General features: G+C 63.1%; 12 protein-coding genes. 3 read left to right on the plus strand and 9 right to left on the minus strand.

The genetic code is table 11. From position 1 onward, the window contains the following. The first annotated feature begins 146 nt into the window (after nucleotides 1-146). The 3 genes from CH294_RS18395 to CH294_RS18405 all read left to right on the plus strand — a co-directional run bounded on the left by CH294_RS18395 (nucleotide 147) and on the right by CH294_RS18405 (nucleotide 3,207). Entirely contained in the window at nucleotides 147-824 is a 678-nt protein-coding gene (locus CH294_RS18395; RefSeq protein ID WP_094738793.1) for an ElyC/SanA/YdcF family protein, read from the plus strand. Further along, nucleotides 821-1,522, plus strand: coding sequence for an aminoglycoside 3'-phosphotransferase (locus CH294_RS18400; RefSeq protein WP_094738758.1), 702 nt, complete (start codon nucleotides 821-823; stop codon nucleotides 1,520-1,522). The genes CH294_RS18395 and CH294_RS18400 overlap by 4 nt, the downstream gene beginning before the upstream one ends. Before the next feature lie 89 nt (nucleotides 1,523-1,611). Further along, nucleotides 1,612-3,207 carry an ABC-F family ATP-binding cassette domain-containing protein gene (locus CH294_RS18405; protein ID WP_037171326.1) on the plus strand — a complete coding sequence of 532 codons (1,596 nt, stop codon included), beginning with the start codon at nucleotides 1,612-1,614 and terminating at the stop codon, nucleotides 3,205-3,207. Nucleotides 3,208-3,216: 9 nt separating this feature from the next. Here the strand turns inward: CH294_RS18405 and CH294_RS18410 are convergent, their stop codons facing one another. The 9 genes from CH294_RS18410 to CH294_RS18450 all read right to left on the minus strand — a co-directional run bounded on the left by CH294_RS18410 (nucleotide 3,217) and on the right by CH294_RS18450 (nucleotide 13,879). Then, a complete protein-coding gene (locus CH294_RS18410; protein ID WP_094738759.1) occupies nucleotides 3,217-4,833 on the minus strand; it encodes an AMP-binding protein in 1,617 nt (538 codons plus the stop codon). Nucleotides 4,834-4,853: 20 nt separating this feature from the next. Continuing rightward, nucleotides 4,854-6,155, minus strand: coding sequence for a DUF2786 domain-containing protein (locus tag CH294_RS18415; protein WP_141216525.1), 1,302 nt, complete (start codon nucleotides 6,153-6,155; stop codon nucleotides 4,854-4,856). Between the two features lie 90 nt (nucleotides 6,156-6,245). Further along, complete coding sequence (locus tag CH294_RS18420; protein WP_094738761.1) at nucleotides 6,246-7,055, minus strand: hypothetical protein; 810 nt, start codon at nucleotides 7,053-7,055, stop codon at nucleotides 6,246-6,248. A gap of 211 nt (nucleotides 7,056-7,266) precedes the next feature. After that, entirely contained in the window at nucleotides 7,267-8,865 is a 1,599-nt protein-coding gene (locus tag CH294_RS18425) for an FAD-dependent oxidoreductase (protein WP_094738762.1), read from the minus strand. Between the two features lie 37 nt (nucleotides 8,866-8,902). Further along, nucleotides 8,903-9,922 carry a diiron oxygenase gene (locus tag CH294_RS18430; RefSeq protein ID WP_037148333.1) on the minus strand — a complete coding sequence of 340 codons (1,020 nt, stop codon included), beginning with the start codon at nucleotides 9,920-9,922 and terminating at the stop codon, nucleotides 8,903-8,905. 92 nt (nucleotides 9,923-10,014) lie between these two features. Continuing rightward, complete coding sequence (locus CH294_RS18435; RefSeq protein ID WP_094738763.1) at nucleotides 10,015-11,319, minus strand: hypothetical protein; 1,305 nt, start codon at nucleotides 11,317-11,319, stop codon at nucleotides 10,015-10,017. A gap of 91 nt (nucleotides 11,320-11,410) precedes the next feature. Further along, the gene (locus CH294_RS18440) at nucleotides 11,411-12,580 is read right to left on the minus strand and encodes a hypothetical protein (protein ID WP_094609995.1); all 1,170 of its coding nucleotides are present in this window, start codon (nucleotides 12,578-12,580) and stop codon (nucleotides 11,411-11,413) included. Nucleotides 12,581-12,667: 87 nt separating this feature from the next. Further along, nucleotides 12,668-13,360, minus strand: a complete 693-nt coding sequence (locus CH294_RS27285; protein ID WP_141216526.1) for an excalibur calcium-binding domain-containing protein — start codon at nucleotides 13,358-13,360, stop codon at nucleotides 12,668-12,670. 168 nt (nucleotides 13,361-13,528) lie between these two features. Further along, complete coding sequence (locus CH294_RS18450; protein ID WP_094738764.1) at nucleotides 13,529-13,879, minus strand: VOC family protein; 351 nt, start codon at nucleotides 13,877-13,879, stop codon at nucleotides 13,529-13,531. Between the last annotated feature and the right edge of the window lie 116 nt (nucleotides 13,880-13,995).

Below are 13,995 nucleotides of genomic sequence, written 5' to 3' on the forward strand. Positions count from 1 at the left end.
AAGACGGTACTCGTCGGACATCCGGGGCAGCGGGGCAGGGTTCTTCTGAGGGTTCACTGTGGAATCGATGTGGGTGCGCCGCGGTGTCGATGATGCGCCGTTTTCATCGGCTACGTTGGGTTCTCTGCCGCCGACGAAACGAGACCATGAGTACGAAAGCAAAACCCCGAGGACTGGTTCGGCGACTCCTGCAGGCGGTGTCTGCCCTCGTCGCAGCACTGGTGGCAGTTGTTCTGGCATCGGCCGGTTGGGTTGCGTATGCGACGGCTGGCAAGGTCTACGACGTCGACGATGCACCGGACGCGCCCGTGGCCATCGTTCTCGGCGCGCAGGTGCGCGACGGTAAGCCGATGCGATTTCTCGCCGGCCGCCTCGACGCCGCGATCGCGCTGATGCAAGCCGGAAAGATCGAAGCGATCCTGGTCTCCGGTGATGCAGACGGCAACTCGGGCAACGAAATACAGGCCATGACCGACTATCTGATCGAGCACGGCATCGACCCCGCCGTGATCATCGGCGACGACCACGGCATCGACACCTACGACACGTGCGCTCGAGCGAAAGAGACGTTCGGCGTCGAACGTGGACTCATCATCAGTCAGCCCCTTCACGTCTCGCGCGCCGTGGCGCTCTGCGAGGACATGGATCTGGAGGTCGACGGCGTGACTGCCGATTGCATCGACTGCAACACGCTGGCTGTGGTGCGGAACTACGCGCGAGAGTTGTTGGCGCGACCCAAAGCGGTGCTCGATCTGTGGTCCGGACGTGATCCCGTCGTCGTGTCCCCGCCCGTCGATTCGCTTGCGACCATCACCGGCAAATGAGCGTGCCCGATGGCGATATCGCCGTCCCGGCCGTGGTGCGAGAGTTGGCGGGACCTGACGACACCGAACCTGTGTGGTCGAATGAACTGGGCGGCTTGACTTTTCGTATCGGCGAGGCACGCTACGTCAAGTGGACACCGGTCGAGAGCTCGGTCGACCTGGAAGACGAGCGGCGTCGTCTGGACTGGGCGATTCGGTACAGCCCGGTTCCGAAGGTAATCGACACCGGTTCGGACGCGTCAGGTTCCTGGATGGTCACGGCGGCCCTGCCGTGGGAGAACGCCGTCGCCGATCGCTGGATGGGGGACCCGGCCACCGCGGTCCGAGCGGCGGCAACCGGCCTTCGTGCCTTTCACGATGCACTCCCCGTCGCGCAGTGCCCGTTCGATTGGTCGGTGGCCACTCGTATCGGTGACCGCGAGTTGCCGGTGGAATCGCCGTCGGTCGATCGACTCGTGGTGTGCCACGGCGACGCCTGCATGCCGAACACCCTGATCGCCGACGACGGATCCTGGGCAGCACACGTCGACATGGGCAGCATGGGTGTCGCCGATCGTTGGGCAGACCTGGCACCGGCAATCTGGAGCACCGAGTACAACTACGGCCGGAGCTACTGCAAGGCATTCTTGGACGCGTACGGCATCGAACTCGACCGTGAACGACTCGACTACTACCTGTGGTTGTGGGAGTCCACATGAGCAGCAAATCGGACGGCGCTGCGCGCGGCTAGAGTGAGCGAGCCCGGTTCGACGACTCAGCGGACCCGTGTTTCAGGAGAAGTGAACGCTTGAGCTGGATCCGCTTGAACGACGTTGCCAAGGGATACGACCAGAAGGTGATGCTGCGCGAGGTGTTCTTTCGTCTCGCCGACGGTGATCGCATCGGGCTGATCGGCCGCAACGGAACGGGCAAGACCACCCTGCTGCAGCTTCTTCTCGGACGTGAGACACCCGATTCCGGAACCGTCGACGTCACCGAGGGCGCACGAATCGGATACTTCTCGCAGTTCTCCGAACTGGACGGCGATCGCAGCATTCAAGCGGAGCTCGAATCGCTGTTCGGCGCTGTCCACGCGATCGAGACCGAATTGGCCGAGGTCGAGGCCGCATTGGGCGGTGACCTGGACGAGAAGCAGATGTACAAGCTCGTCGACCGCCAAGCCGAACTGCTCGACGCCATGGAGAACAGCGGCGGTTGGACCTACCACCAGCAGATCGACACGGTGCTGTCGATGCTCGGATTCAACGCCGAACGACGTGAGCTTCCTGTCGATCGACTGTCCGGTGGGTGGCGCAACCGCGCAGCGCTGGCCAAGATCCTCATCGAGGCCCCGGACGTCCTGCTCCTCGACGAGCCGACGAACTTCCTCGATGTTGCCGGAATCGCGTGGCTCGAACGTTGGCTACGAGATTTCCGCGGCGCGCTTCTCGTTGTCTCGCACGACCGCGCATTCCTCGAGCAGGTCGTCACCAGCATCGTCGAAATCGAGAACCATCACCTGCAGACCTACGACGGTAGCTACTCGGAATACGTTCAGCAGAAGCAGTTTCGACTCAAGAACCTCGAACGTGAGTTCAGCAACGAACAACAGCTGCTGGCCTACGAGCAAGAAGCGATCAGTGATCGCAAGGAAGCAGTGAAGAACCCCAGCGGGGTGCTCAAACGTCGACTGGCGAACATCAAGAAGAGCAAGAGCCCACGGCCGGTCGACACGGTGGTCACCGCTATCTACGGCGGTCTGCATGTGCACGACAACCTGGCGGAGATCAACGGGATCGCCAAAAGCTATGGGGAGCAACGACTCTTCGAGAACATCTCCTTCACCGTGCACCGCGGTGACCGCATCGCCATCACCGGACCCAATGGATGTGGAAAGACCACTCTCGTCGACATTCTCGTCGGTGCCGAGCAGCCGGACAGCGGCAAGATCAAATGGAAGACCAAAGCGCCGTCGTTCATCTACTACAACCAGGTGCTGGCCGATCTCGATCTCGACGACACGGTGTCGCATTCGGTGAACGCGATGCCGGGCAGTCTCGCTCTGACGGCGACGAAGAAGGAAGTCCACCGCTTTCTCACGTTGTTGCAGTTCTCCGAGATGGATCTCAAGTCGAAGATCGGCGTGCTGTCCGGAGGGCAGAAGGCACGAGTTGCATTGGCGCAGTGCCTGTTGTTCGGCGCAGGCGTCATCGTGCTCGACGAGCCCACCAACCACCTCGACCTGCAGAGCACGCAGGTGCTCGAACGCGCACTGATGGCGTTTCCCGGCGCGGTGATCCTGGTGAGCCACGACAGGTTCTTCGTCGAGAAGGTGGCATTTCGGCAGTTGTCGTTCGACGGCAAGGGCGGCGTCACTGAAATCGCCGGTGTGCAGATGGCGTGACCTTGTTGGCTACCCGTTGATCTTCGACGCGGACGTGCCCCACTCGGCGTCGCGCAGCTCCTTCTTCCTGATCTTGCCGGTCGATGTCTTCGGCAGCTCGACGATGAATTCGACGTTGCGCGGGGCCTTGTACGACGCGATGGCCGATTTCACGTGCGCCACGAGCTCGGCTTCCGAGGCGTCCGCGCCGGGCACCAACACCACGAACGCCTTCGGTCGCTCTCCCCACTTGTCGTCGGGCACCCCGATGACCGCAACATCGGCGACGGCAGGATGGCTCGCCAGCGCCTGCTCCACCTCGATGGTCGAGATGTTCTCGCCGCCGGAAATAACGACGTCCTTGGCGCGATCGAGTAGCTGAACGTAGCCGTCGGGATGCATCACCCCGAGGTCACCGGAATGGAACCAGCCGCCCGCGAAAGCCTGTGTCGTTCCGGCGGCGTCGTTGTAATACCCCTTCATGACGTTGTTGCCGCGCATGACGATCTCGCCCATCTCGCCGCCGTCGGGTTCGACGTCGATCAACACTCCACCGGGACCGGGCTTGTCGCGTACCACGCGCAGACGGTCTGCAGTGAGCATGCCGACTCCCTGTCTGGCCAAACGACGAGCCTGTTCGTCGGCGTCCAGTTCGAGCCACTCCTGCTTTGCCTCGCACACCGAATAGGGACCGTAGGTTTCGGTGAGGCCGTAGACGTGTACGAGCGTTGCTCCCAATGCTCGAATCTTGGCGATGATCGTGGGGCTCGGAGGAGCTCCAGCTGTAACGATGGTCAGAGGTCGATCGAGTGAATGGGCCTCTGCGGCAGTGGCGAGAGTGGTCAGCACGGTCGGCGCACCGGCAAGGTGATCGACACCGTTGTCGATGGCCGACCAGATGGCGTCGCCGCGCACTCCGCGAAGGCATACGTGTGTGCCGGACGCGGCCGTGACCGCCCACGTGGTGCACCACCCGTTGCAGTGGAACATCGGCAGAGTCCACAGATAGCGGGTGTCGACGCCGAAACCCTGGTGGTGCAGTTCTCCCAGAGAATTGAGGTACGCCCCGCGGTGGGTGTACATCACGCCCTTGGGGCGACCGGTGGTGCCCGAGGTGTAGTTGATCGTGATGGTCGACGTCTCGTCGTCGACCTCCCACTCCATCGGTTCGTCCGTGCCCCGTTCGAGGAATGCGTCGTATCGAGTGGTGTGCGGCAGCTTCTCGTACGTGCCGTCCACCGAGGGAGTCTCGACGATCTCGGTGACCGAATCTGCGATGGGATCTGTTCCGAGGCCGGCCAGCAGTGCCGAATCACCCACCAACAGAACCGAACCGGAGTGATCGCAGATGTAGCGAACTTCGTCCGGTGAGAGCCTGGTGTTGATCGCGACCAGAACGGCACCGGCCAGTGGCACCGCGTAGTGCGCGAACAACAGCTCCGCCGAGTTCGAGGCAATGTAGGCCACCCGGTCTCCGTGGCCGACCCCCGACGCGCGCAGTGCATGCGCGAGCCGGGTGACGGCGGCGGCGAACTGTTCGTAGGTGAAGGTGCGCGGGCCATCCTCCACGGCGGTCTTGTGGGGATGGACCTCCGCAGCGCGTTCGAGGAAGCGAAGTGGCGTCAGCGGAGTATCCAGACCGGTCATGTCAGCCAATGTAGCGCGCACTACGAAGCCAGATCGGTTTTGTCGATACGTTCGCGCCCACCGGTAAGGTCGGCGCGTTCGGCGGCGGCCCGGCCAGCAAGCCACCCCTGTGCATTGTCGCTGCCGAACCTGATCGTTTTCGTCGACGGGTAGCGGGCAGCGTACGCGCGGTCGACGGCATCGGATCGCTCCGCCATGATCGGCACCAGAGCCGATCCGTGTTGGTGGGTCGCCGCTGCAGTCGCTCGCGTGCGTGCGTCGTGCAATCGTTCGCCGACTCGGTGGGCGTAGGCGATCAAGAATGCGTGACGGAAGCTGCGAGTCCGCGAGGTCGCCGATTCGCCGGCCTCGTCGAGCGCGCGGGCCGATTGGACCAGCAACGAGGTGTACAGCAGCTCGCACAGGTCGAGATCGACGGGCAGACCGATCATGGTGGCCAACAAGTACTTCTTTTTCCACACTGTTCTGGCACCGTTGGCCGTGCACACGCTGTGCAGCAGAAGCAACTTGGCCTTCGAGTACGGATTGCTCACCATGATGCGACGACTGATGACATCGTCGATCAAGCTGCGGGGGTTCTCCGCATCGAGAAGCGCGCTGTCGATCGCATAGCGCGTCATCAGGTCCTGGGCCTTGGCCGATAATGCCTCGGCTTCAGCGGGGAATTGCGTCGACTCGGCCTTGGCCAGTAATCCCCGTATCTTGCCGAGCATCTTCGAGTCCGCCGCCTGCCGCGGACCGGCAGGCGTGGTGCGTGATGTCCATCGAGTAGGAGGGGGCAGTAGTGTCTCGAGGGGCAACAACCATGTTGCGCAACCGAGTACGAGCAGAAGGGTGTACCACGACTGCGCCGACGATCGCCGGTTGTACGAACGCCACCGCCGAAAACGGTCGGCAGAGGTGCCGCCTGCAGATTCGACGTTCAGCTCGGACAACTGATCTCGCCAGGATTCCGGAGCAATGCTGTCGGCGGAACTTCTCGCCGCGTGAGCGCCGATAGCCTCGATCATGACCACAGCACCGTCGCCTCCGGCGCTCTGACGGGTGACGTGCACCAGTTCGGCAGGCTGCCAACCGTTCTCGAAAGCCGTGTCGAGAGCTTGGTCCAGTATTCCTGCCGCTCGGTCGTGCACTGAATGTGCTTGGCTGATGTCTTCCGCAGCCGACAGGCGTTCCGCGATCAGTTGGGTCATGTCCTTCGCGGAGGCCCCCAACTGGGCGAAACCGATTCCGCTGTCGAGCAATTCGTTCGGGTCAGCACTGTCCCGAGCAGTGGTTGCGCGCGAGTACTTGAAGAAACTGTCCAGATCGATACGACTCATCGTCGTCCCCTCCACGTCCCCCGGTGTGGTTCCCGAACTTTTCGGTGAACCGCAGAGTAGGGGAGGGGTCCGACAAGTTATTCGAACATCTCAGCGAGGAGCCAGCATCTGCAGCAGTTCTTCGACCGAGGGCAGGCCGGGAATCACGGGAAGGTTCGGAACAGGAGCGGCGGCGGGCGGCGCCGTCAACTCGACGCCGCCGAGCGTTGTCAACACGTCGTCGGTATTGGACCGGGTCGATCCGTATGTATTGGATGCAATGACGAAATCATCGCCGATCGACGCCGATGCGACCACACTCGATCGGTCGTCGGCCCATCCCCACTTGGTCCCTATCACGCCGGGCAACTGCTCAGTGCCCCAGTCCTGAACCATTCCGTCGCGTGCCACAGGTGCCGCCGTGGTCATCCAGGCCAGTACCGGGCTGGCCGGATCGGTGCGCTTCTTCGCCGCCAGGAATCGCACGGTGTCAGCTGTGCTGGTGTAAGAACTGCCCCAGAAACCACCACGCGAGGTCGAGGTGAGCCCGAACTCCGCCGCAGTCGCATCGATGGCCTGGGGATATTTGTTGTCGAGGACGGACGCGGCACCGTCGTCGCTGACCTGGACCATTCGAGCGGCCAGGTCACGATCACGCGCAGAACCGTCTCCGTAGCGAACGACGTAGTCGGCCATATAGAGCTTGACCGTCGACAGTCCGGGACGTGCGGAATTATCCTCCGCGCTGCCCACGTATGTGCCCGTCGGCACGTGTTCGTACGAGATCGAGGTGCGGGATGGCACATCGGCGAAGTCAGCGGGTGTCGGCAAAGCCTGTGCAGGCGCAGCGCAGGTCAGCGCCAACGCGATGCCGACAATTGGGACAGCAGTCCTAATGAAGATGCGTCGCAGGGCCGGCATCTCGTGCTCCTCGAGGTGTTGGCCCGCCGTGAATCGGTGACCGATGACTGTAGTTACCCCGATGGTAGACGGTTCAACCTCACGCTGCTTTCCCTGGTTCTGCGGCCTTCGTCACCTGGATGAATGCGGCTTTGTTGCAGTTGGACTGACTGGCGGGCGCATTGATCCAGTCAGCGGCCGCGACACCGCCGGGCAAAAGTGGGGCGGGCAGTCAGGACCGGCGCAGCGTTGACAGCATCTCTCTCGAGCGTCGCAGTGGTCCCCGACTCGACTCAGCGGGCCAGGTGTTGGGCAACTCGATCGGGTCCGTCAGGCGACCGGCATTGAAGTCGTCGACCAGATGTCCGACGGTTTCCTGGGCGCAGGATTTGTTGGTGCCGATGAATCCCGAGGGGCCGCGCTTGATCCAACCGGTGACATAGCTGCCGACCGAAGTCTGCCCACCGGATTCCTGCAATACACGGCCGCCGGTGTTGGGAATGATGCCGCGGCGATCGTCGAAGGGAACCCCGGGCAGCGCAACTCCGCGGTAGCCGATGGATGTGAGGACGAGTCCGGCATCGAGGGTGTCGACTTCACCGGTGGGAGTGCCGCGCACCACGTCGTCACCGTCGGCGGTCAGACCCATCCGCTCGAACTCGATGCCCGTCACTCGATCGGTGCCCAGGATGCGGGTGGGGGAGAGCAGGTATCGCAGCGTGATGCGTTTACGGCCGTCGCTGTGCTCGGGGGATTCGTCGACGTGGCGAAGAAGTTGAAGTTTCTGTGCCACGGCGTGAGGTAGGTCATCGGTAGCGGCGAGGCGGACCGTTACCGGGTCGAGCGCGAGTTCGCTGCGGTCGATGGCCAGATCGATATCGGGGACGGTGAGCAATCCGGCGAACTCGGGAACGGTGAATGCAGACTGGGCGACGCCTCGGCGGCCGACGACGACCACCTCACGAATAGAGCTGTGGCGCAGGGCGTCCAGGGCGTGGGGTGCGACGTCGGTCTGGGCGAGCGCGTCCGGATCCATGGTCAGGATGCGGGCGACGTCCAGTGCCACGTTGCCGTTTCCGATGATCACGGCGCGCTCGTGCGAGAGATCGAACGTGCGGTGTGCGTGATCGGGGTGGCCGTTGTACCAGGCGACGAAGTCGGTTGCCGAACTGCGGCCCGGCAATTCTGCACCGGGAATGCGGAGTTCCCGGTCCGACGACGCCCCGACTGCATAGATCACGGCGTGGTGGGTGTCCATCAACTCGTCGTGGGTGATGTCCTTGCCGACCTCGACACCGAGGTGGAAGGTGAATCCCTCCTGCGCAGAGATGGTTTCGAACAGGCGCGACACCTGACGCGTCTTCTGGTGGTCGGGCGCGACGCCGAGGCGAGCGAGGCCGTGTGGTTGCGGGAGTCTTTCGTAGACATCGACTTTCACACCCGGTTGCGTGAGCAGCTCGTCCGCCGCGTACATCGCCGACGGTCCGGATCCGACGATCGCGACTCGAAGGGGTTGACGATCACGCGAGACCGATGCCGCCGGCGTGACCGGTGCCAAGATCGGCCGAGGCGGGCGTTCCTGCTTGTAGAAGTCCGCGTTGATCGTCAGGAACGGCAGTTGAGCCTCGGTCAGTTTTGCTTGCGGCACAATTGCATCGACCGGGCAGGCCGAGACACATGCGCCGCAGTCCACACATGATTGCGGATCGATGTGCAGCATCTCTGCCGTCAGGAAGTCAGGCTCGTCGGGGGTGGGATGAATGCAGTTGACGGGGCACGCGTAGACGCATGACGCGTCGCTACAACATGATTGGGTGACGACGTGGGGCATGAGGGGTTCCTGACGGCAGTGGCAAGAGGCGAGAGGGCTATGCGGCGAACTGGCTCGAGCTGCGATCGGGCTCGCTACGGAAACGTGAGGCCTTGCCGTCGATTCCGCACATCTTCCACATCAGGCGAGCCGCACGATTCATCATGCCGGTATCGGTGGCCAGCATGCGGACGTCGCCGAAGTAGTCCTGCAGCGCGTGCTGCGATTCCGGGGTACCCCAGAACAGGTCCTTCTTCACCTGCTTCGGGATGTCGAATTTCGTCCAGAACTTCTTCGGCGGAATGACGATGACGTCGCACAGGATGCGCATCGTGATCGGGAAGGCCAGTGAAAGCAAGAACCGTCCGACCTTGGACATCTTGGGGACTCGGCGACGTAGCAGTTGGTGCGCGAACGAGATGTGTCGCGCTTCCTCGGCAACGTGAATGGCCATGACGCTCTGCATGATCGGGTGAATGTCGTCACCGGACCGCAGGACCGATTTCTGAATGTGGTCGATGGGCTCTTCGCCTGCGAGAACGCCGACGAAGAACAGTTCTGGCAGCAGCGTGGCGAACAGTGGAACGAACGGAGACAGCATTTTCATGGGCCGGCTCATGCCGGGCGCATCGGAACCGACGCGGTTGACCATCTCCTGGAACATCAGGGTGTGGTTGCACTCTTCGATCGATTCGTGGGTGCAGTAGCGCGCCTCGGCGGAGCCGTTGGGCAGTGAAAAGACGTACTGCATCATGCCGCGGATCAGGATGTTCTCGAATTGCAGACCGACCTTTGCGACATTGGCCTGACGCCACATGCCGATCTCGATCTGCCTGTCGAGTGGAAGCGCCTGATACCAGGCGTGGCCGCCGATCGGATCGGTTTTGGCAGGCAGGACCCATCGAGGATCGTTCGCGGGTACTGCGAACTTCTCGGACTCCCAGTCGATGTCCACGTAGGGGTCGAAGTGCTTGTGCACCGAGCCCTCGGACAGCAATGTGAGCGTCTCGATGTACTGCTGCTCGTCCGCAGTGTCGGCGTCGACCGAAACGGACGTATTGCTTGTCGTCAGTGTCATGGCTTCTCCAAACGAAGTGCGAACATAGGGTTAATGTAACCCGAGTTAACACAAAAGGGAAGCGTGTTGGGGAGACTCTGATCGGCGGTCGTCTACTGGTCGTCCGAACGCTCTTCGGACACCTCGGCTACTTCGTCGGTCTCGAATAGTTGCAGCTGGATCGCGGAAGGATCGACCACGGGCGTGACCTGGTCGGGAGTGCTGCGCAGCACCTCACGGAGGGCAGAGACGGCACGGCCCCAGTTGGCCGATTCCCGATCTGCCTCGTCGACGTCGCAGTGCTCGTCGCCCAGATCCGCGGCAACCGCCATCCCACGCCACGACGCTTCTTGTCCGGCGCTGATCCGCAGATACGAGACGACGACATCGCGATCGGACGAGCAGCACTCGAGAATCACATGCGGGTCGAGCGGTTCCTCTTCGGACGCGGCGAGCAGATCGACCAATTCGAGCAAACCGTCGGGAAAGTCGTCCGCGTCGACCGTGGGCGGCGTCGGCTCCCCGAGCACGCCTCCGAAATCCTCGGCGAACTTGTCGTCGACCTGCTCCCACACGTGACTGAGCATGCGTACCGCCCACAACAGGTGATCCGCGACGAAGGGTGACCCGCTGACTCGTACCTGAGCGACGATGCAGTCCTGAACCAGGTGCAGCATCACATCCGGCAGTTGCAGGTTCAGGTCGACCAACAATTCCGCCGCGCGAGTGCGGCCGGATACGGCATGGACGAGCGTCGAATTGATCTCGACCACCGGTTCGGTGGGTTTGACCGATACGTACGCGGTGCCGCCTACGAACCGCAGCGGAATGTCGCCGTCGGGGTCATGATCCGGTGGGAAGCCGAACCACGGCTCGAGAGCGCGATCGACGAGCTGCTGCAGATGCTCTTTCCCCTTGGGCTGAACGCACAGCGGAACCACGGAGGTGTCGGGCTCCGTGATGGCGATGTCGAAGCTCGGTACGTCGTAGCGCCCGGTGGCGCGTGCGCTCAGGAACGACGGGTGTGGCAGGCCCCAGATGTCACGGAACACCGCGACGGTCTTCTTCGCCAGATCATCGGACCACGAACGATTGCGATCCACGTGTGGTGCCGTCGGCTCGCCATCGTGCGAAGTGCGAAATCCCAACGCAATCAACGCATCTCGCTGGTCACTGGTGATGGCTCGGCTGCTGTGCAGGTGTTCGTTCGCCGGTATCTCGCAGCGGACCATATCGAGATCCCAGGCATAGAACTGCACGCAGGCGGCGGTGTCGGGGACGCCGTCGGTGGTGTCGTATCGCGATTCGATCACCAACGCATCGCCGTCGCGCATGGCGCTGACGTAGTCGCCGAGCGTGCGCTGGAACTGCATCCAGGCGGCATCGACGTCGAAGTCGAACTCGAGTGAATCGCTCATGTCGGCTCCTTACCCAGATCGCGCTGACGTAACGCGGACTCGATCACGCTAGCGGCGACCACCGACACGATCTCGGCGCTCGCGGGGGCGATCACGACGACGCCGAATCCTCGGGCGATCGTGTCAGCGGGTCATCGAGAGAATCGTCGTCGAGCGCACCGAAGGGCTGTGCCTCGGCCACGCCGTCCAACACCGCCGGACGTAGAGCGTGCGGAACGGCCAGTACTTCCTCGATCCTGACGAGAATGCCCTGTTCGATCAGCGATCGAACACGGTGATCGATCAACTGGGCCGTACGCAGATCTTCGCCTTCCAGATCGGCGTAGTCCTCGCCCTCGTTGTTGACGGGTAGCTCTTCGGTCATGGCGGCGAGCAACGTCTGCACCGCAAACGTGTTGGCCAGTGACCGCGACACGTCGGGGTCGTCGGCATCTCCCGACAGCTGCACCCGCACATGCTCGGCAACCAGTTCGTGCACAGTCTCCGCGCCGCGGACGGCCAGTGAATGCGCATTGTCGCCCGGCCTCGCAGTGTCACCGTCGATGCGAATCAATTCGGTCGCGATGGCCGTCGACCAGTAATCGACCGTGGCGACGCCCGCGCCCACTTCGGTGGGATCGAACGGAGCCGCACCGACTGCGCGCTGCAGATGAGCATCGTCGGACACTGCCAGCCCATCGGCGACCCGAGCGACGATGTCGTCCAATGCCGGCAACAGTGGCAGCGCCGAGATGGCCGCCAGTTCCTGTGCGAGAGACACGTCGGGAAGGTCGATGTCGTCGGCGTCGAGCATGTCGGGCTCGTCGCCTTCGAGGAAGTCCGAGAGATCTTCCATGCAGTGCGCGTAGTCCTCGGGCGTGCCGTCCCAGAGATCGGTTTCGTCGAGGAAGGTCAGGTACTGCAGAGACGTGAGCACAAGATTGACCGCGGTGTCCTCGGCCGTGTCGGACTCCTCCTGGAGGATGCGTTCCGCTGCGTCCACCAGCAGGTGCGCATCGGCCGGCATCCAGGCGCTGGGGGAGAAGCCCTGACGGGCTCCGGAAAGCTGGGTCAGCGTCGACGAGACGAGCCGTGAGATCGCCTCCGACTGTTCCGACATCTCGCTCTCGTCCAGCCACTCCACGAACCCGTCGATCAGATCGGCGATCCGTTCGCTGTCGACACCGGACGGAGCCGGTCGGGACTGCTGATGACGCCGTTGCCGGGCCTTGGTCTTTTCTGCACGTTTCTGTCCGCGGTTGGCAGGCCGCTTCGATCCCATGGGTGGCAGCTTATCTGCTGGGATGTCCGGTTTCGTCGGTCCATGCCTCTCAGTCGAGCAGGAAGGGCCCGATCACGCCACCGAAGCTCAACTTTCGCAGGCGACGCCGTCGCCGTTGCCGTCGAGCTTCGGTCGGTATCCGGGCTCACCGATTCGGATATTGGTGGCTCCCGCCGCTTTCGCAGCCTTGCAATTCTCGTAGTACACGCTCTCGGGCACCTCGACCAAAGGCGCGGGAGCGGTATAGACGGGCTCCGGTGTGTAGACGGGCTCCGGTGTGTAGACCGGCTCGGGGATGTACACCGGCTCAGGATCGGGCAGCGGGATGTACTCCGATGTCGTCGGCACCTCGACGATGGCGGCCACTGCTTCGGTCGTCGGGGCCACGGTGGTCGTCGGGGTGGTCGTCGACGGCGGCGCGGATGTCGTCGTGACGGTCGGCAGGGCGGGCACGGCCGCGACCGGGGCGACGGCGGGGGTCTCGGGTTCTGTGGTGGTGGTCAGTCCCATGAAGATCAGGGCGGGGAGCACTGCGATGGCCGGTACGGCCCACCCTCGACGACCGCGACTGGGCGACAAGTAGAGATATGCGACGCCTGCTCCGACCATCAGTGCGCCCACGAGCAGCGCGCCGAACTCGAACGACACGAGTGCGCCGATCGAGAAGATAGCGCCGAAAACGATTGCAACCCAAGCGAACACCTTCCCGTAAAGGGGGCGGCGTGGAGTCTCGGGCTCGGGTGCGGGGCGCTGGAAGGGTGGCGGGTAGGCGCTGGTCATGGGGTTCGTCCTCGGGTCGCGAATGGTGTCGATACCGCGGAAACGATGTGCCGCGAGACCGGAAGCAACCACTCGATTCAGTCCGAACCGGTCGGTCGCATTTCCGTTCACCATGTCGCATTCACGGTGGTTGTCGTTACACCCGGCCAGGTAACGACAACCACGTCGTCAATAGCGTTCGCGAAAGCCACCGATCGCGGTGATGGAATTACCGTCGGGATCGACAACGGTGCTCAGTCGAACGCCTTTGTTCGCGTCCACGATGTCGCCGAACTCGACCCCACGGGAGCGCGCCGAAGCGACGAACGATTCGAGATCGTCGACGGCAACGTTGAACTGCGACGACCCGGCTCGCTCGGGGTCGACCGTCACCTGCACCCATGCAGCGGGGGCGGCCTGCCACTCCACCAAACTCGGCATCGGGTTGTTGTCTGCGGGCCGATCGAACAGCCGGCGATACCAGGCGTCGGCCGAATCGATGTCGCGTACCGCGATCACTGCAAAGACATGCTCGAACATGTCGTTCTCCTTCGTGTCGGCAAAGAGGTCACGGATACTGACCGGGTTCGGCGGCCGGACTCATCGCGCAGAACCTGTCGCCAGGCTCGAGTAGGGTCGTCACGAGTCCGGAATCG

Source organism: Rhodococcus sp. 14-2483-1-1 (assembly GCF_002259335.1).
GTDB lineage: Bacteria > Actinomycetota > Actinomycetes > Mycobacteriales > Mycobacteriaceae > Rhodococcoides.

Bases quoted from the DNA above. Each gene is read 5' to 3' on its own strand.
- CH294_RS18395 (WP_094738793.1), top strand. From the start codon at position 147: ATGAGTACGAAAGCAAAACCCCGAGGACTGGTTCGGCGACTCCTGCAG.
- CH294_RS18400 (WP_094738758.1), top strand. From the start codon at position 821: ATGAGCGTGCCCGATGGCGATATCGCCGTCCCGGCCGTGGTGCGAGAG.
- CH294_RS18410 (WP_094738759.1), bottom strand. From the start codon at position 4,833: ATGACCGGTCTGGATACTCCGCTGACGCCACTTCGCTTCCTCGAACGC.
- CH294_RS18415 (WP_141216525.1), bottom strand. From the start codon at position 6,155: ATGAGTCGTATCGATCTGGACAGTTTCTTCAAGTACTCGCGCGCAACC.
- CH294_RS18420 (WP_094738761.1), bottom strand. From the start codon at position 7,055: ATGCCGGCCCTGCGACGCATCTTCATTAGGACTGCTGTCCCAATTGTC.
- CH294_RS18425 (WP_094738762.1), bottom strand. From the start codon at position 8,865: ATGCCCCACGTCGTCACCCAATCATGTTGTAGCGACGCGTCATGCGTC.
- CH294_RS18430 (WP_037148333.1), bottom strand. From the start codon at position 9,922: ATGACACTGACGACAAGCAATACGTCCGTTTCGGTCGACGCCGACACT.
- CH294_RS18435 (WP_094738763.1), bottom strand. From the start codon at position 11,319: ATGAGCGATTCACTCGAGTTCGACTTCGACGTCGATGCCGCCTGGATG.
- CH294_RS18440 (WP_094609995.1), bottom strand. From the start codon at position 12,580: ATGGGATCGAAGCGGCCTGCCAACCGCGGACAGAAACGTGCAGAAAAG.
- CH294_RS27285 (WP_141216526.1), bottom strand. From the start codon at position 13,360: ATGACCAGCGCCTACCCGCCACCCTTCCAGCGCCCCGCACCCGAGCCC.
- CH294_RS18450 (WP_094738764.1), bottom strand. From the start codon at position 13,879: ATGTTCGAGCATGTCTTTGCAGTGATCGCGGTACGCGACATCGATTCG.